This window comes from Streptomyces sp. A0592 (assembly GCF_004795115.1).
Classification (GTDB): Bacteria; Actinomycetota; Actinomycetes; order Streptomycetales; family Streptomycetaceae; genus Streptomyces; species Streptomyces erythrochromogenes.
The window spans coordinates 207711-231422 of record NZ_SSBM01000007.1; the positions used below are offsets into that span (position 1 = coordinate 207711).

Below are 23712 nucleotides of genomic sequence, written 5' to 3' on the forward strand. Positions count from 1 at the left end.
GGGATGGTCCGACAATCTCCGCGCGATTTCAGGCGTCCGCGCAAGGGCTGCCGGGCCGGGCTACTGGAAGCGCAGGAACTGCGGCGGCACGGCGTCGACCAGCCACACCCCGTTGGCGCTGATCCGGAAGACGTGGCCGGCCGCACGCATCCCCCCGGCGTCCACACTGAGGACGACGGGCCGGCCGCGGCGCGCGCCGACCCGGGTCGCGGTCTCCCGGTCGGGGGACAGGTGTACGTGGTGTCGGGCCATCGGTCGCAGGCCCTCGGCGCGGATCGAGTCGAGGGCGGGGGCCACGGTGCCGTGGTAGAGGTACGTGGGCGGTTCGGCCTCCGGAAGGTCCAGCTCCACGGCCACGGTGTGCCCCTGGCTGGCCCGGATGCGGGTGCCGTCCACGGCGAACCGCTGCTTGTCGTTGGCGGCCACGACGTGGTCGAGTTCGGCGCGGCTGAAGGGGAAGCCGTGTGCCGCGGCGGCGCTCAGCAGGTCGTCGATCTCCACCCAGCCGTGGGGATCGAGCGCCAGTCCGATCCGTTCCGGCTGGTGCCGCAGGTGTTTCGAGACGTACTTGGACACCTTCACGGTGCGTCTTTCATCCATGAACCCCAGCGTGCCCGCTCGGGTGGCCCTCCGGCAGGGATTTTCGGCGGCATGCGGCGGGGGACGTCCGGTGGACACCCTCTATCGTCATTCCGAGATGCGGAATATATTTTCCATTGCCACTTCTGCTTTGGGGGAGAAACCATGACAGCCCATACCTCTCTGCCACGCCGTGCGGCTGCCGAGCTGATCGGGACCGCCGGCCTGCTCGTGGTCGTGATCGGCTCCGGGCTCAAGGCCGCGGAGCTCAGCCCCGACACCGGCGTCGCCCTCATCGCCAACTCGTTCGTATCGGCCATCGGCCTCGGGCTGATCATCACCCTCTTCGGGCCGCTGTCCGGAGCCCATCTCAACCCGGTGGTCACCCTTGCCTCCTGGTGGGCCCGCCGTACCGGCGGCGAGGGGCTCGGCGGCCGCGAGGTGCTCGTCTACGTCGTGGCCCAGACCGCAGGAGCCATCGGCGGCGCGGTCCTCGCGGAGGCGATGTTCGGCCGGACCCCGGGCGCCTTCGCCACCCGGGCGCTCGACGGGGGCCACCTGCTCGTCGGCGAGGTGATCGCCACGGCCGGCCTCGTCCTCGTGATCCAGGGGCTGGGGCACATCGGGCGCGACAGGCTCGTTCCGGCGGCGGTGGCGGCGTACATCGCCGCCGCGATCTGGTTCACCTCCTCCGGCTCCTTCGCCAACCCGGCCGGCACCGTCGGGCGTAGCTTCAGCGACTCCTTCACCGGGATATCGCCCGGGTCGCTGCCGGGCTTCGTCGCCGCCCAGCTCCTCGGCGGGATCCTCGGTCTGGCCCTGGCGGCCTTCCTCTACGGGACCCGGGCGAAGGACGCTGCCGCGCCCGACGCCGCCGAGGCCCGTGAGCCCGAGCCGCCGGCGGGCGTCGGACCCGACCGCACCGCTTACCGGGCCGTCGGTTGAGACGCAGTCTCAGTTGCCCACAGGAAAAGGCGACTTGTCCACAGCCGTTTGGGTGGGTTTTGACGACAAACGCGTGATCCGCCCTGTGGAACCTGTGGACCAATTCCGTTCAGGCACTTCGGGTCTACCGGTCACCCCGGCGCGCCAGATCGTTCATCGTCCGGGCCTGGAGCTCCCGCTCCGTCGCGGCCCGCACGAACTCCGCCACGTGCTCGGCGCCGACCAGCTCCTGCACCGCCCGTACCGTCCCGGCCGGCAGCGCCACCGGCGAGGGACCGGTCGGCTGCGGCCCCCCGGCCGCTCCCAGGTGCCGCTGGAGGTGCCGGGTCGCGAAGAGCCGCATCGCCCGCGCCAGCTCCGCGTCCACGGTCTGCTGGGCCAGCGGCCGCAGCCGCCGTACCATCGTCGCCGCCTCCGCCGCGTCCGCGTCCGTGGGCGGCACCTGCCCGAGGTAGCGCGCGAAGACGTGCTCGGTGGTGAACTCCAGGAACCGCGAGGCGATGTGCTCCACCTGGCCCCGCAGTTCCCGGAGGTGTCCGGTGATGGCCACGAGCGGCACCCCGGCCGCGTACAGCTCGGCCGCCACTGCCAGCTCCTGCGGGGACGGAACCAGGAACTGGTCCGGGCGCCCCGGAACCCGCTCCAGCACGCCCAGGTCGCAGGCCTCGCTGACGGCGTCGTCGTCCGGCAGGCCGCCGAACCGTTCGTTCAGCTCCTCCCGGCTGATCCGGGCCGCCTCCTCGTCGGTCCACGGCCCGTGCACCTCGGCGACCAGCCCCAGTACGCCGCCCAGCCCGCGCCCCGCGTCCCAGGCCTCCAACAACTCCTTGATGGAGGCCAGGGTGTAGCCGCGGTCCAGGAGGTCGGCGATCTGGCGCAGCCGCGCCAGGTGCGTGTCCCGGTAGACGTTGGAGCGGCCCCGCCGCTCCGGCTTGGGCAGCAGACCGCGGTCCTGGTACGCGCGGATCGTGCGCACCGTCGCTCCGCTGTGGTGCGCCAGATCCTCGATCCGGTACTCGGCTACCGCCTGATCGGACAATCCCGGCTCCCTACGACATCGCGGCTCGGCCGCCCGCGCCGGCTGCGGCCCGGGCGGCAGGTGGAGCCGCAAGGTACTCGACCGCCCTGCGCAGCGAGCCCTCCTGCGAGGGATGGTACGACCGCCGGAAGGAGCGGGGTATGGCCGTGCCGGGCTCTCTCCGGCACGCGCTCACAGCCGGGGCTCCAGCCGTGCGATGCGCCGCAGGGCGCGCGGGGTGAAGCGGGACATCCACAGGGCGCCCTTGGACTCCGGTGTGACCGGCACGACCGCCTCGTTGCGGACCACGGCGCGCAGGATCGCGTCGGCGACCTTCTCCGGCGGGAAGTTGCGCAGACCGTACAGCCGCGAGGAGCGTTCCTGGCGGCGCTTCTCCTCGGCCTGGTCCACCCCGGCGAAGCGCGAGGTGGCGGTGATGTTGGTGTTGACGATGCCGGGGCAGATCGCGGAGACGCCGATGGACTTCGAGGCGAGCTCCGCGCGCAGGCACTCCGACAGCATCAGCACCGCGGCCTTCGAGGTGCTGTAGGCGGGCAGGGTGCGCGAGGGCAGATAGGCCGCGGCCGAGGCGGTGTTGACGATGTGCCCGCCCTGACCGCGGTCGGCCATCTGCTTCCCGAAGATCCGGCAGCCGTGGATGACCCCCCACAGATTGACGTCCAGGACCTTCTTCCAGTCCTCGGACGTGGTGTCCAGGAAGGCTCCGGACAGGCCGATGCCGGCGTTGTTGACCAGGACGTCGACGATCCCGTACTCGGCGGCGACCTTCGCCGCGAGCTTCTCCATCGCCTGCTCGTCGCTGACGTCCACGCACTCCCCCCAGGCCGCGGGGGCGCCGACGAGGCGGGCCATGTCGGCCGTGCGCGCCGCGCCCTCCGCGTCCCGGTCCACGGCCACCACCCGTGCTCCCGCCTCGGCGAAGGCGAAGGCGGTGGCCCGGCCGATGCCGCTGGCCGCGCCGGTGACCAGGACCAGCTGGCCGCCGAAGCGGTCGGCGTACTTGGCCGGGGCCTTCTGCTCGGGTGCCCGCGAGGTCGGCTCCTCGTGGGCCGTGACGAATTCGGCGATCCAGGAGGCCACCTGGTCGGGCCGGGTCCGGGGGATCCAGTGCTTGGCGGGCAGGGTCCGCCGCAGCAGGTCCGGGGCCCACCGCTCCAGGCCGTCGTAGAGCCGCTCGGACAGGAACGCGTCCCCGGTCGGAGTGATCAGCTGCACCGGTACGTGTGCGTAGGCGTCGGAGCGCGGCCGGCGCAGCCTCGGCCGCACGTTGTCGCGGTAGAGCCAGGCGCCGTGGGCCGCGTCCGAGGGCAGCGAGGCCGTCGGGTAGGAGCCGGCCGGCACCTTCTCGACGCGCTGCAGCATCTTGGGCCACCTCTTGCCGAGCGGTCCGCGCCAGGCGAGCTCCGGCAGGACAGGCGTGTGCAGCATGTAGACGTACCAGGACTTGGCGCCCTGACCGAGGAGCTGCGCCGCCGCACGCGGGGTCGGCCGGGACATGCGCTTCTTGATCCAGTGCCCGAAGTGGTCCAGGGAGGGCCCCGACATCGAGGTGAAGGACGCGATCCGCCCCTCCGTACGGCCGACGGTCGCGAACTCCCAGCCCTGGACGGAACCCCAGTCGTGGCCGACCAGGTGCACCGGCCGGTCCGGACTGACCGCGTCCGCCACTGCCAGGAAGTCGTCGGTCAGCTTCTCCAGGGTGAAGCCGCCGCGCAGCGGCTGCGGCGCGGTGGAGCGCCCGTGGCCGCGCACGTCGTAGAGCACGACGTGGAAGCGGGTCGCGAGCCGCTCGGCGACCTCCGTCCAGACCTCCTTGCTGTCCGGGTAGCCGTGCACCAGCACTACAGTCGGGCGGTCCTTCTCGCCGAGCTCGACCACGCACAGCTCGATCCCGCCGGTGCGCACCCAGTGTTCCCGCGCACCCGCGAGCTCCGCCGCTCCTGCTCCGGTCATGCCGCTCATGCTGCCTTCTCCTCCTCGGCCCAGCGCCGCACGTGCGGCAGATCGTCGTCGAGCCAGAACGCGCTCTCCTCGGGGTCCCGTGAGTCGGTGACCACGAGGATCTCCTCGAACTTCGCTCCGGTGCCCCGGAAGCCCAGGTGCGGTTCCACCGCCCACAGGCCGGGCTGCGGCGGGTGGTCGGAGAAGTGGTACGGGCTCCACAGCGGGGACCAGCCCTCACGGTGCCCGTGCAGGGCGTCACTGGCCAGCCCCTTGAGGGACTGGGTGCCGAATCCGAACGCCGTGGGCGACCAGCGACGCTCCTTCACCCGGTCGATCTTGTGGGCGATCACGCCGAAGGGGTACGCGCGGTGCCGGTTGGCGTACCCCTGCCGGTTCATCAGCCGCTCGACGTCCTCGTAGATCTCCCGCAGGGAGCGGCGCTCGCGCACCTGCTCCAGGATCAGCATCCGGTGCGCCTGCAGATCGGACATGAGCCGGTCCTGCACCGGGTTCAGGCCGAGGCTGCCCGAGTAGCCGATGTCCGCCGAGAAGCCCTTGTAGACCGGCGCCATGTCGAGGATGAACGGCATGCCCGGCTCCAGCCGCCGGTTGGTCGGGAAGAACTGCAGCGGGATCCGGAAGTCCGCGAAGGCGGTGCGGTCCCCGAACCAGGCGAACGGCAGGTGGAACCAGTCCCGCACCCCGCGGTCGCGCAGCCACTCGCGCTGCATGCGTGCGGCCTCGCGCTCGGTCACTCCGGGCCTCAGCCGGGCCGCGACCGCCTCTGCGCACTCGTACGAGAGGCGCTGCACCTCTCTGAACCCGCTCAGGTCGGCGGAGAGCCGTCCGGAGTGCCGCGCGGTGCGTTGCCTGGTGTCCCCAGCCATGTCAGCCCGTCCATCCGTGTAGCCGTACGCGCCCGTAAGTTGACACTGATGAATGTGACAATGACCGGAGATCACGTCAAGGGTCGTGCGCGGACCTGTGGACAAAGTTGTCCGGTCCACATCAGCCTCCAGTACGGGCATGTACGCCTGAAGGCGGAGACGGGATCCAGCTCCAGGTCTGACGCCTCACCGGGACCGCGCCACTAACGTCGGATCCGTGACTGTCATCGCGACTGAAAGCCTGAGCAAGCGGTACCCCCGAGTGACCGCCCTCGACCGGCTCTCCCTGGACATCGGACCCGGCGTGACCGGGCTCGTGGGCGCCAACGGAGCCGGCAAGTCCACGCTGATCAAGATTCTGCTGGGACTGTCCCCCGCCACCGAGGGCAGCGCCGCCGTGCTCGGCCTCGACGTCAATACGCATGGCAGCGCCATCCGTGAACGCGTCGGGTACATGCCCGAACACGACTGCCTGCCACCCGACGTCTCGGCCACCGAGTTCGTCGTCCACATGGCGCGCATGTCCGGGCTGCCGCCGACCGCGGCCCGCGAGCGCACCGCCGACACTCTGCGCCACGTCGGGCTGTACGAGGAGCGCTACCGCCCCATCGGCGGCTACTCCACCGGCATGAAGCAGCGCGTCAAGCTCGCCCAGGCACTCGTCCACGACCCCCAGCTGGTCCTGCTCGACGAGCCGACCAACGGCCTGGACCCCGTCGGCCGCGACGAGATGCTCGGCCTGATCCGCCGCGTCTACACCGACTTCGGGATCTCCGTCCTGGTCACGTCCCACCTCCTCGGCGAGCTGGAGAGGACCTGCGACCACGTCGTGGTCGTCGACGGCGGCAAGCTGCTGCGCTCCAGCTCCACCAGCGACTTCACCCAGACCACCGCGACCCTCGCGGTCGAGGTCACCGACTCCGACGCCCACCCGGACGGCACTACCGCCCTGCGCAAGGCGCTCACCGAGGCCGGCCTCACCCTGCACGCGGGCGAGGAGCAGGGCCTGCCGGGAGCCGGCCACATCCTCCTCGTCGAGGCCACCGGCGAGGACACCTACGACACCATCCGCGACACCGTCGCCGAGCTGGGCATCGGCCTGGTCCGCATGGAACAGCGCCGCCACCACATCGCGGAGGTCTTCCGCGACAACGACCAGCCCGCGTACTCCGCCCAGCAGAAGGGAGCCGGTTCCGATGGCGCCTGAGACGTCGACGCAGATCCACAACATCGGCTACCGGTCCTACGACGGACCGCGGCTCGGCCGTGCCTACGCCCGCAAGTCGCTCTTCTCGCAGTCCCTGCGCGGCGCCTACGGGCTCGGCCGGTCCGCCAAGTCCAAGGTCCTGCCGATGCTGCTCTTCGCGGTGATGTGCGTTCCGGCGCTGATCATCGTCGCGGTGGCCATCGCGGTACCCGGTTCCACGGACCTGCCGATCAAGTACACGACGTACGCCCTGACGACCCAGGTGGTCATCGGCCTCTACCTCGCCTCCCAGGCGCCGCAGTCCGTCTCCCGGGACCTGCGCTTCAAGACCGTCCCGCTCTACTTCTCGCGGCCCATCGAGCGCGTCGACTACGTCGTGGCCAAGTTCGCGGCCATGGCCTCGGCCATGTTCATCCTCACCGCGACTCCGCTGCTGATCATGTGGATCGGTGCGCTCCTGGCGAAGTTCGACTTCGCCGACCAGACCAAGGGATTCGGGCAAGGACTCGTGTCGGTTCTGCTGCTCTCGCTCCTGTTCTCCGGGATTGGCCTGGTGATGGCTGCGCTCACCCCGCGTCGCGGGTTCGGCGTCGCGGCGATCATCGCGGTGCTGCTGATCCCCTACGGGGCGGTCACCGCGGTGCAGGGCATCGCCTACAGCACCGGCAACGCGGGAGCCATCGACTGGATGGGCCTGTTCTCCCCGATCACCCTCATCGACGGCGTGCAGACCGCGTTCCTCGGTGGCACCTCCGCCTTCCCCGGCGGTGAGGGCCCCTCGGCCGCCATCGGCTTCGTCTACCTGCTCGTCGCCCTCGGCCTGATCGCCGGCTCCTACGCCGCCCTGATGGCCCGCTACCGGAAGGCCGGGCTGTGACCACCATCGACATCGACCACACCTCCCGCTGGTTCGGGAACGTCGTCGCCGTCAACGACGTGACCATGCGCATCGGCCCCGGCGTCACGGGACTGCTGGGCCCCAACGGTGCGGGCAAGTCCACGCTCATCAACATGATGGGCGGCTTCCTCGCCCCCTCCACGGGCACCGTCACCCTCGACGGCGCCCCGATCTGGCAGAACGAGCAGATCTACAAGCACGTGGGCGTCGTGCCCGAGCGCGAGGCGATGTACGACTTCCTCACCGGTCGGGAGTTCGTCGTCGCCAACGCCGAGCTCCACGGCCTCGACGACGCGGCCGCGCAGCGCGCGCTCGCCACCGTCGAGATGGAGTACGCGCAGGACCGCAAGATCTCCACCTACTCCAAGGGCATGCGCCAGCGCGTGAAGATGGCGTCCGCCCTCGTCCACGATCCGTCCGTGCTGCTCCTGGACGAGCCGTTCAACGGCATGGACCCCCGCCAGCGCATGCAGCTGATGGACCTGCTGCGGCGCATGGGCGACGAAGGACGCACCGTCCTGTTCTCCTCCCACATCCTGGAGGAGGTCGAGCAGCTCGCCTCGCACATCGAGGTGGTCGTGGCCGGACGGCACGCAGCCTCCGGTGACTTCCGCAAGATCCGCCGCCTGATGACGGACCGCCCGCACCGCTACCTGGTCCGCTCCTCCGACGACCGGGTCCTCGCCGCGGCCCTGATCGCCGACCCCTCCACGGCCGGCATCGAGGTCGACCTGAAGGAGGGCGCGCTGCGCATCCAGGCCGTCGACTTCGGCCGGTTCACCGAGCTGCTGCCCGTGGTGGCCCGACAGCACGGCATCCGGCTGCTGACCGTCTCGCCCTCCGACGAGTCCCTCGAGTCGGTCTTCTCCTACCTCGTCACGGCCTGAAAGGAGCTGGCACCCATGTATGACCCCACCGTTGCCCGGCTCACCTACCGGGCCCTGCTCGGCCGGCGCCGCGCGCTGATCCTCTTCGCCCTTCCCGCCCTGCTGATCGTCATCGCCTTCGTGGTCCGCGCCTTCGTCGGTGTGGACGACAAGGTCGCTGCTGACCTCCTCGGGGGCTTCGCCCTCGCCACGATGGTCCCGCTGATCGGCGTGATCGCCGGCACCGGCGCCATCGGCCCCGAGATCGACGACGGCTCCATCGTCTATCTGCTGGCCAAGCCGGTGAAGCGCCCGAAGATCATCATGACCAAGCTGATCGTGGCGATCTCCGTCACCATGGCCTTCTCCGCGATCCCCACCCTGATCGCCGGCTTCATCCTCAACGGCAACGGCCAGCAGATCGCCGTCGCCTACACGATCGCCGCACTCGTGGCCTCGATCGCCTACAGCGCACTGTTCCTGCTGCTCGGCACGGTCAGCCGGCACGCGGTCGTCTTCGGCCTGGTCTACGCCCTGATCTGGGAGTCGCTCTTCGGCAGCCTGGTCTCGGGCGCCAAGACCCTCAGCGTCCAGCAGTGGGCCCTGTCCCTGGCCGAGAAGGTCGCCGGGGAGGGGTACGTCGACGCCACCGTGGCCCTGCCCACCGCGTCGGTCCTGCTCGTCGTGGTCACCGTCGGAGCCACCGTTTACGCGGGCCAGAAGCTGCGCCGCCTCACGCTGGCCGGCGAGGAGTAGGCCCGGCTGCAGTACGCGCGCACCAGTGCCCCGCCCGGCCCACCGGCCAGGCGGGGCACAGCTTTGCGGGTCATCATCGGTGCATGAGCGAGCGCACCGACCCGGAGCCGTCCCGGCCCCTGCGGTCCTGGATACGTTCCTCACCCGGAACCCACGTCTGGCTGCTGATCATCGCCGTGACCAGCGCCATCGTCGCGATAGCGCCGGACCAGCTGGACCGCGTCCTGCTCCACCGCAACAGCAGCAACATCCACCAGCTCGTCCAGCACCCCGTCCGAGCCCTCATCAGCAGCGCGTTCTGGATAGCGAACCCGGCCTCTCTCGCCCTCTACGCCGTGCTCTTCGAGGTGTTCCACGCGCCCGTCGAACGCTGGCTCGGAACCCTTCGCTGGCTCGTGATCGTGGCCACAGCCCATGTCGTCGCCACCCTGATCAGCCAGAAGGTCCTTCTGACGGCCATCCAGGACCACCGGGCCCCGCGCAGCATGACCCATGTCGTCGACATCGGCGTCAGCTACGGGCTGGCGGCCTCCATCGGTGTCCTCACCTACCGGCTCCCCAACCCCTGGAGATGGTTCTACCTGGCCGGAGTGGTCGCCTTCTTCGGCATCCCCCTCGCCACCGGCGGCACCTTCACCGACCTCGGCCACGCCATCGCGCTCACGGTCGGACTGCTGTCCTGGCCGCTGACGCGCCACGTTGTTTCACGTGAAACATCGCCTCACGCGAAGGAGCGCCGTGTTTCACGTGAAACGTGATTAGTCGGCCTCCGCTTTCGCGACGCCGTGCTCCCACGCCCATGCAGCGATCCCCACCCGGTTGCGGGCTCCGATCTTGGCCTGCACGTTCGCGATATGGGTCTTGGCCGTGCCCGCGGTGATGAACAGCTCAGCGCCGATCTCGGCGTTGGTGAGCCCCCTCGCCACCAGCCGCACGATCTCCAGCTCCCGCTCCGTCAGCGGGTGCGCCGCGGGCCGGACGGCCGGACCCGCCTGCGTCAGCCGGCTCAGCAGCCGCACCGTGATCTGCGGACTGATCAGGGTGTCCCCCGCCATTGCGGCCCGTACGCCCTCGATGAGCAGCGCCGGCCCGGACCGCTTCAGCAGAAAGCCGCAGGCGCCGTTGCGCAGTGCGGTGTGCACGTACTCGTCGAGGTCGAAGGTGGTCACGACCACCACCCGTGTCTCGGGTGCCAGCAGCCGGGTCACCTCCAGCCCGTCGAGCCGTGGCATCCGGATGTCAGCGAGCACCACGTCGGGCCGCAGCCGCCGGGCCAGCGCCACGGCCTGCTCCCCGTCCGCAGCCTCCCCCACGACGGTCATGTCCGGCTGCGAATCGAGGATCAGCCGGAAGCCGCTGCGGATGTCCTCTTGGTCGTCGGCTATCAGGATGCGTGTGGTCACGCCGCCATGATCACCTGAGGGCGTTCTCCTCCGCCGGGAAGACGGCGCAAACCCGCCATCCCCCGTCCTCGGCCGCCCCGGCGCGCAGGGTTCCACCCGCCGCCTCCACCCGTGCGCGCAGACCGGCCAGCCCGGTACCGCCCCGCCTGCGGCGGGCCAGTAGCCCGCCCCCGCCGCGGGGGGCGGCGGAGTTGGTCACGCTGAGCTCGGTGCCTGCCCCGGCCCGGCGTACGGCGACCCGGACCACGGCTGCCCCGGGCGCGTGCCGGCGTACGTTCGTCAGTGCTTCGACGGCCACCCGGTAGGCGGTGGTGTCTGCCTCCCGCGACAGCTCCTGCACGGCCACGGGGTCGGCTTCCAGGGCTCCGCCCTCGAACCGGTCCACCAGCTGCGGCAGTTGGGACAGGCCCGGAACCGGGGCAGTCGGCCCGCCCGCGGCCTCCTGCAGGGCGTGCACGGTGCGGTCCATCGACGCCAGCGCGCTCAACCCAGCCGTCTCGATCCGCTCCAGCGCCCGGACCGCCTGCCCGGGATCCTGTTCGGCCACGAACCTCGCTGCCTGGGCCTGCACGACGATGGCACTCACGTCGTGCGCCACGAAGTCGTGCAGATCGCGGGCCAGTTCCAGCTGCTGATCGCGCCGCGCGTCCCGCACGGCCTGCTCCATCCGGGACGCCTGACGGCGCAGGTAGCCGCCGGCCAGCGCGGCCCCGAGCGCCGGTACCGCCCAGAAGCCCGCCACACCGCTGCGCTCCAGCCACGAACCGGTCTCCCACACCAGCGGTACGGGCCACACCGAGACCGCGACCACGCCCAGACCACCCGCGACGGCCCCCGGACGCACCGGCGACCAGCGGGCCACCAGGGCGAGCAGCAGGAGCAGCAGGCCCGCCCAGAGCATCAGCCACGTCGCGGGCACCCCCAGGACGGTGCCGACGATGCTCGCAAGCGCGGCCGAAGCCAGTAACGGGGCCCATAGGGCACGGAGGTTGACGGTCATGCGCCGACCCTACGAGCGCAGGCCGACGCCCGACCATCTGCCGTCCGGCAGATCCACACGCCCGGCGGTCCCGCCGACTCTGCCGATCGGCTGATGCGCTGAAATTCGCTGGTAAGGGGCTTCGGGGCGGGGCAGAGTGAGTCGTGCGGGGAGCAACAAAAAGGTCCGGGGCAGCCACTTCGAGCGCGCCTTCTGGCGCGGGCTGCCCCGGACCTCTCGTACGTTCCGCGCGTTACGCGGCGCCCAGCAGGCGCTCCAGCACCACCGCGATCCCGTCCTCCTCGTTGGAGGTCGTCACCTCGTCGGCAACCGCCTTGAGTTCCGGATGGGCGTTGGCCATGGCCACCCCGTGGGCGGCCCAGCCGAACATCGGGATGTCGTTGGGCATGTCGCCGAAGGCGATCGTCTCCGCCGCCTTCACCCCGAGCCGGCGAGCGGCCAGGGACAGGCCGGTGGCCTTCGTCAGGCCCAGCGGCAGGATCTCCACTATCCCCGGACCGGCCATGACGACGTCGACCAGGCTGCCCACGGTCTCCCGGGCCGCCTTGACGAGCTGGTCGTCGTCCAGCTCCGGGTGCTGGATGTAGAGCTTGTTGAGAGGAGCCGTCCACACCGCCGCGGTGTCCTCCAGGTAGAGGGCCGGGAGGCCCTCCTGCACCTGGTAGCCGGGTCCGAAGAGGACCTCGCCGTCCACCCCGTCACGGCTGGCGGCCAGGGCCAGCGGACCGACCTCCGCCTCCAGCTTCGAGAGCGCGAGGCCGGCCAGCTGCCGGTCCAGCGTCACCGAGGTCAGCAGCCGGTGCGCACCCGCGTCGTAGACCTGCGCGCCCTGTCCGCAGACGGCGATCCCCTTGTAGCCGAGGTCGTCGAGTACGTGACGGGTCCAGGGCACGGCGCGGCCGGTGACGATGATGTGCGCCGCGCCCGCCGCGGTGGCCGCGGCGAGCGCCTCACGGGTGCGTTCCGAGACGGTGTCGTTGCCGCGCAGCAGTGTGCCGTCGAGATCGGTTGCGACGAGCTTGTACGGGAACGGGGCCGGGCTCACTTGTTGATCGGCTCCAGGACCTCGCGGCCGCCCAGGTACGGACGGAGCGCCTCGGGCACCCGCACGGAACCGTCGGCCAGCTGGTGGTTCTCCAGGATCGCCACGATCGTGCGCGGAACCGCGCACAGGGTGCCGTTCAGCGTGGAGAGCGGCTGGGCCTTCTTGCCGTCGCGGTAGCGGATCGACAGGCGGCGGGCCTGGAAGCTGTCGCAGTTCGAGGCGGAGGTCAGCTCGCGGTACTTGCCCTGGGTCGGGATCCACGCCTCGCAGTCGAACTTGCGCGAGGCGGAGGCGCCCAGGTCACCGGTGGCGACGTCGATCACCTGGAACGGCAGCTCCAGGCTGGTCAGCCACTGCTTCTCCCACTCCAGGAGCCGCTGGTGCTCGGCCTCGGCGTCCTCGGGGGCGACGTACGAGAACATCTCGACCTTGTCGAACTGGTGGACGCGGAAGATGCCGCGGGTGTCCTTGCCGTACGTACCGGCCTCACGGCGGAAGCACGGGGAGAAGCCGGCGTACCGGAGCGGCAGCTTGTCGCCCTCGATGATCTCGTCCATGTGGTACGCGGCGAGCGGGACCTCGGAAGTGCCGACCAGGTAGTAGTCGTCCTTCTCCAGGTGGTAGACGTTCTCCGCGGCCTGGCCGAGGAATCCGGTGCCCTCCATGGCGCGCGGGCGGACCAGAGCGGGGGTCAGCATCGGGATGAAGCCGGCCTCGGTGGCCTGCGCGATCGCGGCGTTGACCAGCGCCAGCTCCAGCAGCGCGCCCACACCGGTCAGGTAGTAGAAGCGCGAGCCCGAGACCTTGGCGCCGCGCTCGACATCGATGGCACCCAGCAGCTCGCCGAGTTCCAGGTGGTCCTTGGGCTCGAAGCCCTCGGCGGCGAAGTCGCGGATGGTGCCGTGCGTTTCCAGGACGGTGAAGTCCTCTTCGCCGCCGACCGGAACATCCTCGTGCACGATGTTGCCGAGCTGGAGGAGAAGGCGCTTGGCGGCTTCGTCGGCCTCGTTCTGCTCGGCCTCGGCGGCCTTGACGTCCTGCTTGAGCTGCTCGGCCTTCTTCAGCAGCTCCGCCCGCTCCTCCGGGGAGGCCTTCGGGATGAGCTTGCCGAGCGACTTCTGCTCATTGCGCAGTTCGTCGAAGCGCACGCCAGAGGACCTGCGGCGCTCGTCCGCGGAGAGCAGGGCGTCGACGAGTTCGACGTCCTCTCCACGAGCGCGCTGCGAGGCGCGGACACGGTCAGGGTCTTCACGGAGCAGCCGGAGGTCAATCACCCCTCCAGGCTACCGGGCTGGGGTTCCTGGGATCACACCGATATCACGCTGCGTGTCGCTATGTCCTAATTGCAACGAATGGATAAGTCTTGATCGCTGACCGGAAGTGGCCCTACTCGGGCTGTCAATAAAAGCGGGCCCATTCCCCGAAAAGGGGCACAATGCCGGATCCCTGGTTGTCCCTGAGCAGGGCCGGAGGTGGTTCTTGTCCACAGGAATTGTGACCGTCCGCAGCTTATCCACAGGCTGTGTGCTGCATCTGTGGACACAGGAATAGATCATTCCTGATCGGTGGATGGCCGAGGTGAATCAGGGTTCAAACCACCCTCACACACTCATTCGGGTGGGAATGACTCGCTCCAAAGAGTTGATCGGCGATACGGAGGTGACACCGTTCACCTCCCGCTTCCCAGCGCGAAACCTGAGCCCACCGACCGATTTGTCGACCTTGTCGTGCCGCTCTGTCGACTTGTCCCCAGGTCTCTCTCTCGGCCTGTGGATAACTCTGTGGACAGTGGACGACGCTACGCCCGGCCGTCGAGGCAGCGCGCCAGCCAGTCGGAGGCAGCCGTGAAGTCGCCATCGGTGGTTCCGTGCCGCGGGGAGCGCACGTCACTCTGCGCGACACCGGCACGCGGGTAGGAGCCGAGGAAGCGGACCTGGGGGCAGGTCCGCTTGAGGCCCATGAGCGCCTCGCTGACCCGCCGGTCCGAGATGTGGCCCTCGGCGTCGACGGCGAAGCAGTAGTTGCCGATGCCCTGTCCCGTCGGACGGGACTGGATCAGCATCAGGTTCACCCCGCGGACCGCGAACTCCTGGAGGAGCTCCAGCAGCGCACCGGGGTGGTCGTCGCCGAGCCACAGCACGACGGACGTCTTGTCGGCGCCGGTCGGTGCGGCCGGCCGCGCGGGGCGTCCCACCAGTACGAACCGGGTCTCGGCGTTCTCCGCATCGTGGATCTCGGTGACCAGCGGAACGAGGCCGTAGGTGGCGGCGGCGAACTCGCCCGCGAAGGCGGCGTCGAAGCGCCCCTCCTGGACCAGCCGGGCGCCGTCGGCGTTCGAGGCCGCCGACTCCCACACCGCGTCGGGCAGGTTCGCCCGCAGCCAGTTCCGGACCTGGGGCTGGGCGACCGGGTGCCCGGTGACGGTCTTGACGTCCGACAGGGCGGTGCCCGGCCGTACGAGCAGGGCGAACGCGATGGGCAGCAGCACCTCGCGGTAGATCATCAGCGGTTCGCCCGAGGCCAGCTCGTCGAGGGTGGCCGTGACCCCGCCCTCCACCGAGTTCTCGATCGGCACGAGGGCGGCGGCCGCCTCGCCGTTGCGTACGGCGTCCAGGGCGGCCGGGACCGACACCATCGGGACGAGCTCCCGGGTCGCGGCTTCCGGCAGGGTGCGCAGGGCGGCCTCGGTGAACGTGCCCTCGGGACCGAGATACGTGAAGCGGGTGGCTGACATGTGATCAGCCTAATGCCGGGGTGCCGGCCACCGCGGCGCTGTTCATCCTTCGAGCAGCCGCTGACCCACGTACTCGCCGCTGCGAGGCCCGCGCGGTACCGCGTACAAGCCACTGGACTCGTGCCGGATGAACGCCGACAGCGCGTCCCCGCGGTCGAGCTTGCGCTGTACGGGGACGAATCCGCGCAGCGGGTCGGCCTGCCAGCAGATGAACAGGAGCCCTGCGTCGGGAGCGCCGTCGGATCCGATCCCGTCGTGGAAGGAGAAGGGGCGCCGCAGCATGGCGGCCCCGCCGTTCTGCTCGGGGGCCGAGATCCGGGCGTGGGCGTTGGACGGGATGACGGGCTTGCCGTCGGGGCCGATCTTGTCGAGTTCCATCTCGGTGGTCTCGCCGCCCCCTGTCAGCGGGGCGCCGGTGGCCTTGGTCCGGCCGATCACCTGCTCCTGCTGCGCCAAGGACTGCTTGTCCCAGTCGTCGAGGAGCATGCGGATGCGCCGCACGACCGCGTACGAGCCCCCGCCCATCCAGGCGTGCTCCGCGGGCCCGGGTCCCGTGGCGGGAACGAAGATCCGCCGGTCGAAGTCGGGCTCGGAAGGCTTCGGGTTGCCGGTGCCGTCAACCTGTCCCATGAGGTTGCGGGCGGTCATCGGGGTGCCGGTCGCGCCGGGGGACCGGTTGAAGCCGTTCATCTGCCAGCGGATGCGCGCGGCGTCCCCGGCGTCCTTCTGGAGTGCGCGCAGGGCGTGGAAGGCGACGAGTCCGTCGTTCGCGCCGATCTGGACCCACAGGTCGCCGTTGCTGCGCTGGGCGTCGAGCCGGTCGGAGGAGAAGTCGGGCAGCGGGTCGAGGGCCGCGGGGCGACGGGCGCCGAGGCCGGTGCGCTCGAAGAAGGAGTGCCCGAAGCCGAAGGTGACCGTGAGGGAGCACGGCCCGGCATCGAGGGCGATACCGCTGTCGGCGGCCGGGGCGGTCTCGCCCGCCATGAGCCGCCGTGCGGTGTCGGACCAGCGTCGCAGCAGCGCTGCGGCCTCGGTCCGGCCCGCCCCGGGGGCCAGGTCGAAGGCGACGACGTGTCCCTTGGCCTGCAGGGGTGTGGTGATGCCGGCCTGGTGGTCCCCGTGGAACGCGACCTGGGTGGCTCCGAGGGAGGAAAGGCTCCCTGCCGCGCCGGTGGCGGAGCCGCTCCCGGAGCCGGCGAGCGCGGAGTGCGCGAGGGCGCCGCTCGCGCCGCCGAGGGCCAGGCCTGCGGCGCCTGCGGCGCCGACGGTGCCCAGCAGCCGGCGCCGGGAGATCTCGATGTCGGGGTTGCTCTCGGTCACGCTGGTCAGCCGATCTTCACGGTCTTCTGGACGGTGGTCTGGTCGATGTCGGACGTACGGACGGTCACATCGATGCGCCATTCGCCGGCGAGCGGCAGTTGGACGCCGGATGCGGTCCAGTGCCCGGGGGCGGCCTGGTCGGGGACGACCGGCAGGGGGCCGATGTCCTTGGCCGCGAGGGTGAAGGCGACCTTGATCTCGGGGAGGTCGAAGGGCTGCCCGTCGCCGGTGTCCGCCCAGAGGTGCAGGGTGTTGGCGCCGACCCGGCCCGGGTCGAGCTCCAGCCGGACGGACCCCTTGCCGTTCGGGCCGCCGGTGTCGAACGGCAGAGTGATCTTCACGGCGCGGTCGGGAACCGCGGTGGCGGCGGAGCCGCGGGCCGCCTCCTGCTCCACGGTGCGCCCGGGCTCGGTGCTCGTGAGGACCGTGGTCACGACGAGCAGGACCACGGCGATCCCCGCCTCGGCGAGGACGGAGCGGCGCAGGCCCGCACGGTCCGGGTCCGCGTCACGCACCCGCTTCTCGCGTGCGCTCTCCAGAGCGGCCCGCTGCCGGGCGAGCTGGGCGGCCCGTTCCGGGTCGGCGGTGATGTTCACGGACTCTGTTTCACGTGAAACATCGTCGTCCGCGGCCACCTGCGCGCCCACCTTCGCGTCGGCCTCTTCGAGTGCCGTGGGGGCCTCGGCGAGCCGGGCGGTCCACTTCCGCGACGTGTAGGCGACGGCGAGCAGAACGGCGACCAGGGCGACCTTGAGGAGCAGCAGCCGCCCGTACTCGGTGCCGGTGAGGGCGGACCAGCTACCGGTCTGTCGCCAGGTCTGGTAGACGCCCGTGACAGCCAGGACCACCACGCTGACGAAGGCGACCCGGGAGAACCGCCGGACCGCCGAGCGCTCGATCCCGGGCACCTTGTGCAGGGCGACGAGCAGGGCGGAGAGGCCGCCGAGCCAGGTGGCCGCGGCCATCATGTGCAGGATGTCGGCGGGCATGGCGAGGCCGGGCTGGATACCGGTGGACGCGTGCTCGGAGAGGGCCCAGGTGGCCGCGATGCCGCCGGAGACCACGGCGCCTCCGATGGCCAGGCCGAAGGTGAGGTCGTTGGTGTCCCCGGCCTTCTCCCCGGCCCTTACCCCGGCTTCCCCTGACTTCTCCCCGTCCTTCTCCTCGGTCCCGGAGTCCTCCAGGCGGCGTGCGTACACCCCGAAGAGGACCGCGACGAAGAGGGCGGCCGCCCCCAGCAGCAGCAGCCGCGAGACCAGCGACGCGCCCGTCTTGGTCTCCAGGACCGCCCTGAGACCGTCCAGGTCGAAGGCGTCGGCGAACCGGCCGGACCCCGTGTACGGAGTCCGCAGCACCAGCATCGCCAGGGTGGCGGCGGTCAGGGTGACCCAGGCCCGCACGACGAGCTTCTGGAGCGGCCGCTCGGCGGCGCCCCGGCGCCAGCACAGCAGGATGAACGCCGCGCCGCCCACCAGGACGGCGAACCCGGCGTAGGCGGCGTAGCGGGCGATGCCGTAGGCGATCCCGACGGGACCGCCGCCCGCCGTCGTGGCGGGGAGGGAGACCTCGGTGGCCGAGGGCGCGCCGATGGAGAACGTGAACGCGCCGGAGATCGGGTGGCTGTCCGCCGAGACGGCCTGCCAGGCGACGGTGTAGGTGCCGTTGGGCAGGCCGGCGTGCAGGGCGGTGCCGTAGCGGATGGTGTTGCCGCTGCACATGTCGCGCAGTTCACCGGTGTCCACGCGCCGGCCCTGGGGGTCGAGGACGCGGATCGAGTCGTCGCCCATGGCGACCTGCTCCGAGAAGGAGAGCGTGACCTGGGCGGGTGCCGTGGCGACCACCGCCCCGTCCGTGGGGTCGCTCGCGGTGAGTGCGGCGTGCGCCGTGGCCGGTGCGGCCGCGGTGAACAGGGTCGCCAGCAGAGCTGCGAGGACCAGCGCGAGCCGTGGCAGGAATGCCGTGGCACGGGCGCGGGCCGCGGAGGGGGCGGGGGCGGTGGCCGTCATGGGCGTGTCAGTCCTCGGTCCGTCAGTGGCCGTGGCCGGCCGTGGATGTCGGAGCCTGCGCGTTGTACGTGCGATCCTTCACGTCCAGCTCGACCTTGACGGAGCCGGCCTTCTCGAAGCGGAGCTCGACGGCGACCTTGTCGCCGACCTTGGGTGTGCTCTTGAGCCCCATGAACATGATGTGGTTGCCGCCGCGCTCCAGCTTGAGCTCGCCGTCCGCCGGCACGTCCATCGACGGGACCTGCTGCATCTTCTGGTCCTTGGTCTCGTGGATCTGGAGATCGTCGGAGAGCGGGGAGGTGGCGCCGATGAGCTTGTCGGGGTTTTCGGTGGGATTGCCGATGACCATGAAGGCACCGGCCATCTTGTCGTTCACGGGCTGGGGCATGAAGGCGCCCTTGACGACCAGCTGGGGTTCGGCCTCGCCGGAACACCCGGATATGGCGAGCGCTGCCGTCAGGGAGAGAGCGGCGGCGAGGGTACGGATGGTGCGGGTGTTCACGGGTTCTCCCCCTTGATGAGCTTCGGCAGATCCTTGGCGTAGTCGTCGACGGTCGTGCCCTCGCCGTAGAGGACGTAGCCCTCGTCGGTCTTGGGCGAGAACGCGATGACCTGCGCGCCGTGCATGGAGACGACGCTGCCGTCGGCCTCCTTCTTGGCGGGATCGATACCGATGCCGAGGGTTCGTGCGGCGGCCTGGATGGTCGCGAAGTCCCCGGTGAGTCCGATGAAGGACGGGTCCTGCGCCTTGAGCCACGCACCGAGGGATTCGGGGGTGTCCCGTTCGGGGTCGGTGGTGACGAAGACGACGCGGAGGTTGTCCTGGTCCTCCTTCGGGAGGTTCTTCTTGGCGACGGCGATGTTGCTCATCGTCAGCGGGCACACGTCGGGGCAGTTGGTGTAGCCGAAGTAGATGAGCGTCGGCTTGCCCTTGGTCTGCTCACGGAGGTTCCACGGCTTGCCGGCGGTGTCCGTCAGGACGAGCTCCGGCTTGTTGAACGGGCGGTCCAGTACGGTGGCCGCCTTCTTGGCGTCCTGACCGCCGGAGATCTGGGTGACCCCGCTGTTCTCGGCGGGCTCAGTGCCACAGGCGGTGAGGGTGAGTACGGCCGCGGCGAGGAGCGCGGCGACCGTCACACGTGTGGTGCGCATGGAGGGATGTCCCTGGGATCGGGGATGTAGGGATGGAGAGGTACGGGGCGACGGCGCCCGGGGCGCGGCCCGTCAGGCGGAGCGGCGGCGCGAGGCGATGCCGAAGGCGACGCCGGCGAGTCCGACGATGATGCCGGCGATGCCGAGGACGCGCGCGGTGGTGTCGGAGCCGTGGTCGGCGGAGGCCTCGTCGTGGCCGTGGTCCGCGTCCTTGCCGGCGTCCTTCCCGGTGTTCTTCGCCTCGTCGCTCTTCGCGCCGGCGTGGTGGTCGTCGCCCTTCGCGGCGGTCAGCTTCAGCACGGGTGCAGGGGTCTGCGGTTCCGCGGCACCTTCCTTGGCCTCCTCGATCCAGCGCACGACCTCGTTGTTGTCGTAGGTCTGGATCGCCTTGAAGACCATCTGGTCGGCGTTCTCGGGGAGCTTGCCGACGGAGACCGGGAACTGCTGGAACATGCCCGGGCCGATTTTGCCGCCGGACCAGGTCACCTTGGTGACGACCTCGTTGACCTGCTTGCCGTGCACGGTCAGGGGCTTGTCGAGCTTCGTCTTCTCGACGTTCACGGTCCAGCCGGGGATGTCCTGCGGCATGACGGACGTGAGGGGCTGGTCGACAGGGAAGTTGACTTCGAGCTGCGTGGTCGAGGCGTTGTCGCGCTCGTTCGGGACCTTGAAGTTGAGCGTCGCGTACCCGCCCTTGGCGGCTTCGCCGATCGGCTGCACGCCGACGTGCGCGAATGCGGTGCCGGACAGGACGAGGACGGAGCCGGCGGCGAGGGCGGCGGCGAAGGAGACACGAGAGGTCTTCATGGCAGAAACACTCCACGGAAGCAGTGCTGGCGGTAACTCCGCGCACGGGCGCGCGCGGAGTACGCGGCACCGGTGCTCCCGCTGTGTGTCCAGGGGAGGCGGGCGCCGCGTCAGGCTGCGAGGGCGAACGCCGCGGGTGGCCCGCGGCGGATCACCGTGTGCTGGAGTGCTTCCCGGCCCGTGGAGGCCGCGGGACCGGCTCCGGTCCGGCGGCCGGTCCGCGGGCTGCGGGTGGACGTGCCGAGTCCGGCGCCGAGGGCGCGTACGAAGGCAAGTGCCGCGCGCAGCGGGCGCATCGGGGCCGCTTCGGCAGTGAGCCGGGACAGTTCGACGAGCCGGAAGAGCGCAGCGTCGCCGCGGCCGAGCAGCCAGCCGGCGACGAGCGCGGCCAGCAGGTGCCCGAGCAGCATGGCCGGGCTGAACAGGCCGGTCTCGGGAGCGGTGGTGACGGCCTGGGCCACGTGCGCGCCATGGCCCTGTTCCGCGGCCTGCTCGGCCAGGGCGGCCGGGTCCAGGCCGGCGGCCTCCAGGATCCGGCGGGCATCGGCCGGGCTCAGGGGTACGGAGTTGCCCCCGCACACCAGCCGCGCGGCGAGTTCTGCGAGCGAGCCGTCGGAGGCCCCGCCGGGTGCCTGAACTGCCGCGGTGCTGTGCTGGCCGAGACCGAACAGCGCGTGCAGCGAGAGCTGCCCGGCGGTGAGCCCGGCGGCGAGGCCGGGCAGCGTCCGACGGCGTCCCGCGAGCGGGGCGGCGATCGCGAAGACGGCGAGGAAGCCGATGCACAGGGACCACCAGGGCACGGTGGCGCAGGACGCCAGGGCGTGCCCGGCCGCGGACAGCACGACACAGACCGCGGTGAACACCGCGGCCCGGATCAGCCGGAGGCCGGCTCCGGCGTGCGTCGCGTGGGGGTCAGACATGGCCGGGACATCATCGCACTGCGCTGATGCCCTCCATACGGCAGGTCCGGAACATCCGCATCCGCCGGACGTGTGCAATGAGGTCCCGGACGGCCCAAGGGCGCTTACGGCCCCTCGCGGGCGGCAATAGGTAACCGTATGAGCATCTGGTGGTCTCTCCACTTGAGGCGCGAAGCCGCGAGCGTGTCGCTCGCCAGGCGACTGCTGCTGGGGACTATGGAGACCGCGGGGGTGGACCCGGACATCTCCTTCGATCTCTCGGTGGCACTGAGCGAAGCCTGTGCGAACGCGGTGGAGCACGGCGGGGGCGGCGACATCCCGGACGAGACCGAGGCGTACCACGTCACGGCCTATCTGGACGGGGACTGCTGCCGCATCGAGGTGACCGACTCCGGGCCGGGATTCCCGCCCGCCACGGTGGCTCGCCGCAGACCCGCCCTGGCCGAGCACGGCCGGGGCCTGCACCTGATCGCCGAGCTCTCCGACCACGTCCGTTTCCGCAACCGTCCGGGGCGGGGCGCGGTGGTGAGCTTCGACAAGATGCTGAAGTGGCGCGAGGACGCGCTGCTGAAGGTGTCGTAGTACGCCGGTGGGCGGGACCCCCTTCCGGGATCCCGCCCACCGACACGCCTGGGCGCGGACGTCGGTCCTGTCGGCCTCGGTCCGGCCGGCGTCAGCCCTTCAGGCGCGCCATCCAGGCCTCGACGTCGGTCGAGGTGCGGGGCAGCCCGGCCGACAGGTTCCGGTTGCCGTCCTCCGTCACCAGGATGTCGTCCTCGATCCGGACGCCGATGCCGCGGTACTCCTCGGGCACGGTCAGGTCGTCGGCCTGGAAGTAGAGACCCGGCTCGACGGTCAGGCACATGCCCGGCTCCAGCGTCCCGTCCACGTACGCCTCGGTGCGCGCGGCGGCGCAGTCGTGGACGTCCATGCCGAGCATGTGGCCGGTTCCGTGCAGGGTCCAGCGGCGCTGCAGGCCGAGCTCCAGGACACGCTCGACCGGGCCCTCCAGCAGGCCCCATTCGACGAGCTTCTCGGCCAGCACGTGCTGGGAGGCGTCGTGGAAGTCGCGGAACTTCGCGCCCGGCTTCACCGCGGCGATGCCGGCTTCCTGGGACTCGTAGACCGCGTCGTAGATCTTGCGCTGGATGTCGGTGTACGTGCCGTTGATCGGCAGCGTGCGCGTGACGTCGGCGGTGTAGAGGGAGTGGGTCTCCACACCGGCGTCGAGCAGCAGCAGGTCACCGGAGCGGACGTCGCCGTCGTTGCGCACCCAGTGCAGGGTGCAGGCGTGCGGGCCGGCGGCGCAGATCGAGCCGTAGCCGACATCGTTGCCCTCGACGCGGGCGCGCAGGAAGAAGGTGCCCTCGATGTAGCGCTCGGACGTGGCCTCGGCCTTGTCGAGGACCTTCACGACGTCCTCGAAACCGCGGACGGTGGAGTCGACGGCCTTCTGCAGCTCGCCGATCTCGAAATCGTCCTTCACGGCGCGGGCCTCGGAGAGGTAGACGCGCAGCTCTTCGTCGCGCTCCTTGGTCACCTTGTCGGTGAGGGCGGACTCGATCACCGTGTCGTGGCCGCGCACGGCGCGGACCGGGCCCTCGGCCTCGGTGAGGGCGGCGGCGAGCTCGCGCACGTCCTGGGCGGGGATGCCCAGGAGCTGCTCGGCCTCGGTGAGGGAGTGGCGGCGGCCGACCCACAGCTCGCCCTGGCCGGACAGCCAGAACTCGCCGTTCTCCCGGTCGGAGCGCGGCAGCAGGTAAATGGTCGCGGTGTGCCCGGTCGCACCTGCCGGCTCCAGGACCAGGACGCCGTTCTCGGTCTGGTCGCCCGTGAGGTACGCGTACTCGGTCGAGGCGCGGAAGGGGTACTCGGTGTCGTTCGAGCGGGTCTTCAGACGGCCCGCGGGGACGACCAGGCGCTCACCGGGGAAGCGCTCGGACAGCGCGGCACGCCGGGCGGCGGTGTGCGCGGCCTGCGCGATCGGCTCCAGGCCCTGCAGCTCGGTGTCGGCCCAGCCGGTGCGCATGTTCTCGGCGAGTTCGTCGCTGACGCCCGGGTACAGACCGTTCTTGCGCTGCTTGTGCGTCTTCTTGGGCTGCTCTTCTTCCGGGGTCTCCGGGGTGAGCTCGTCAGCCACGTCTTCTCCTCAGCTACGACGGTACGGACCTGGGTGTGGACCTCATCCATCGTATGCGTGTACG

23 protein-coding genes are annotated in these 23712 nt (G+C 70.7%); 7 read left to right on the forward strand and 16 right to left on the reverse strand.

The window, feature by feature from the left end; genetic code table 11:
* Positions 1-60: 60 nt before the first annotated feature.
* The gene (locus tag E6U81_RS13570; protein ID WP_136230329.1) at positions 61-600 is read right to left on the reverse strand and encodes an RNA 2'-phosphotransferase; all 540 of its coding nucleotides are present in this window, start codon (positions 598-600) and stop codon (positions 61-63) included.
* A gap of 144 nt (positions 601-744) precedes the next feature.
* Between E6U81_RS13570 and E6U81_RS13575 the strand changes: the two genes are divergently transcribed.
* The gene (locus E6U81_RS13575; protein ID WP_136230330.1) at positions 745-1524 is read left to right on the forward strand and encodes an aquaporin; all 780 of its coding nucleotides are present in this window, start codon (positions 745-747) and stop codon (positions 1522-1524) included.
* A gap of 124 nt (positions 1525-1648) precedes the next feature.
* On the opposite strand, the gene E6U81_RS13580 is transcribed toward E6U81_RS13575, so the two are convergent.
* The 3 genes from E6U81_RS13580 to E6U81_RS13590 all read right to left on the reverse strand — a co-directional run bounded on the left by E6U81_RS13580 (position 1649) and on the right by E6U81_RS13590 (position 5394).
* Positions 1649-2563, reverse strand: a complete 915-nt coding sequence (locus E6U81_RS13580) for a MerR family transcriptional regulator (protein WP_136230331.1) — start codon at positions 2561-2563, stop codon at positions 1649-1651.
* Positions 2564-2734: 171 nt separating this feature from the next.
* Positions 2735-4516 (reverse strand): SDR family oxidoreductase, encoded by a 1782-nt coding sequence (locus tag E6U81_RS13585; RefSeq protein ID WP_136230410.1) that lies wholly within the window; start codon positions 4514-4516, stop codon positions 2735-2737.
* Between the two features lie 5 nt (positions 4517-4521).
* Positions 4522-5394 (reverse strand): M24 family metallopeptidase, encoded by an 873-nt coding sequence (locus E6U81_RS13590; protein WP_136230332.1) that lies wholly within the window; start codon positions 5392-5394, stop codon positions 4522-4524.
* A 217-nt stretch (positions 5395-5611) separates the two neighbouring features.
* Here E6U81_RS13590 and E6U81_RS13595 point away from each other — a divergent pair, with 217 nt between their 5' ends.
* The 5 genes from E6U81_RS13595 to E6U81_RS13615 all read left to right on the forward strand — a co-directional run bounded on the left by E6U81_RS13595 (position 5612) and on the right by E6U81_RS13615 (position 9879).
* Positions 5612-6601, forward strand: a complete 990-nt coding sequence (locus tag E6U81_RS13595) for an ABC transporter ATP-binding protein (RefSeq protein WP_136230333.1) — start codon at positions 5612-5614, stop codon at positions 6599-6601.
* Entirely contained in the window at positions 6591-7478 is an 888-nt protein-coding gene (locus E6U81_RS13600; RefSeq protein ID WP_136230334.1) for an ABC transporter permease subunit, read from the forward strand. Before E6U81_RS13595 ends, E6U81_RS13600 begins: the two co-directional genes overlap by 11 nt.
* Positions 7475-8386, forward strand: coding sequence for an ABC transporter ATP-binding protein (locus tag E6U81_RS13605; protein ID WP_136230335.1), 912 nt, complete (start codon positions 7475-7477; stop codon positions 8384-8386). Before E6U81_RS13600 ends, E6U81_RS13605 begins: the two co-directional genes overlap by 4 nt.
* A gap of 15 nt (positions 8387-8401) precedes the next feature.
* Entirely contained in the window at positions 8402-9121 is a 720-nt protein-coding gene (locus tag E6U81_RS13610) for an ABC transporter permease subunit (protein WP_136230336.1), read from the forward strand.
* An 83-nt stretch (positions 9122-9204) separates the two neighbouring features.
* Positions 9205-9879 carry a rhomboid-like protein gene (locus E6U81_RS13615; RefSeq protein WP_136230337.1) on the forward strand — a complete coding sequence of 225 codons (675 nt, stop codon included), beginning with the start codon at positions 9205-9207 and terminating at the stop codon, positions 9877-9879.
* On the opposite strand, the gene E6U81_RS13620 is transcribed toward E6U81_RS13615, so the two are convergent.
* From E6U81_RS13620 to E6U81_RS13670, 11 genes are all read right to left on the reverse strand, one after another.
* Entirely contained in the window at positions 9880-10524 is a 645-nt protein-coding gene (locus E6U81_RS13620) for a response regulator transcription factor (protein ID WP_136230338.1), read from the reverse strand.
* A gap of 10 nt (positions 10525-10534) precedes the next feature.
* A complete protein-coding gene (locus E6U81_RS13625) occupies positions 10535-11524 on the reverse strand; it encodes a histidine kinase (protein ID WP_136230339.1) in 990 nt (329 codons plus the stop codon).
* Between the two features lie 232 nt (positions 11525-11756).
* Positions 11757-12569: an HAD family hydrolase gene (locus tag E6U81_RS13630; protein ID WP_136230340.1), complete on the reverse strand. Its 813-nt coding sequence runs from the start codon at positions 12567-12569 to the stop codon at positions 11757-11759.
* Positions 12566-13843, reverse strand: coding sequence for a serine--tRNA ligase (gene serS, locus E6U81_RS13635; RefSeq protein ID WP_136230341.1), 1278 nt, complete (start codon positions 13841-13843; stop codon positions 12566-12568). The genes E6U81_RS13630 and serS overlap by 4 nt, the downstream gene beginning before the upstream one ends.
* 524 nt (positions 13844-14367) lie before the next feature.
* Complete coding sequence (gene pheA, locus E6U81_RS13640) at positions 14368-15303, reverse strand: prephenate dehydratase (RefSeq protein WP_031156165.1); 936 nt, start codon at positions 15301-15303, stop codon at positions 14368-14370.
* Between the two features lie 42 nt (positions 15304-15345).
* Entirely contained in the window at positions 15346-16623 is a 1278-nt protein-coding gene (efeB, locus tag E6U81_RS13645) for an iron uptake transporter deferrochelatase/peroxidase subunit (RefSeq protein WP_240803791.1), read from the reverse strand.
* Positions 16624-16628: 5 nt separating this feature from the next.
* Positions 16629-18629, reverse strand: coding sequence for a copper resistance protein CopC (locus E6U81_RS13650; protein WP_136230343.1), 2001 nt, complete (start codon positions 18627-18629; stop codon positions 16629-16631).
* Between the two features lie 22 nt (positions 18630-18651).
* Positions 18652-19131 carry a copper chaperone PCu(A)C gene (locus E6U81_RS13655; RefSeq protein WP_136230344.1) on the reverse strand — a complete coding sequence of 160 codons (480 nt, stop codon included), beginning with the start codon at positions 19129-19131 and terminating at the stop codon, positions 18652-18654.
* Complete coding sequence (locus E6U81_RS13660) at positions 19128-19781, reverse strand: SCO family protein (protein WP_136230345.1); 654 nt, start codon at positions 19779-19781, stop codon at positions 19128-19130. Before E6U81_RS13660 ends, E6U81_RS13655 begins: the two co-directional genes overlap by 4 nt.
* Positions 19782-19853: 72 nt before the next feature.
* On the reverse strand, positions 19854-20588 hold the full coding sequence (locus E6U81_RS13665; RefSeq protein ID WP_136230346.1) for a YcnI family protein: 735 nt from the start codon (positions 20586-20588) through the stop codon (positions 19854-19856).
* Between the two features lie 110 nt (positions 20589-20698).
* Positions 20699-21508: a hypothetical protein gene (locus tag E6U81_RS13670; RefSeq protein WP_136230347.1), complete on the reverse strand. Its 810-nt coding sequence runs from the start codon at positions 21506-21508 to the stop codon at positions 20699-20701.
* Positions 21509-21646: 138 nt separating this feature from the next.
* On the opposite strand from E6U81_RS13670, the gene E6U81_RS13675 reads away from it, so the two are divergent.
* Positions 21647-22090: an ATP-binding protein gene (locus tag E6U81_RS13675; RefSeq protein WP_136230348.1), complete on the forward strand. Its 444-nt coding sequence runs from the start codon at positions 21647-21649 to the stop codon at positions 22088-22090.
* A gap of 91 nt (positions 22091-22181) precedes the next feature.
* Here the strand turns inward: E6U81_RS13675 and E6U81_RS13680 are convergent, their stop codons facing one another.
* The gene (locus tag E6U81_RS13680; protein ID WP_136230349.1) at positions 22182-23648 is read right to left on the reverse strand and encodes an aminopeptidase P family protein; all 1467 of its coding nucleotides are present in this window, start codon (positions 23646-23648) and stop codon (positions 22182-22184) included.
* Positions 23649-23712 lie beyond the last annotated feature (64 nt).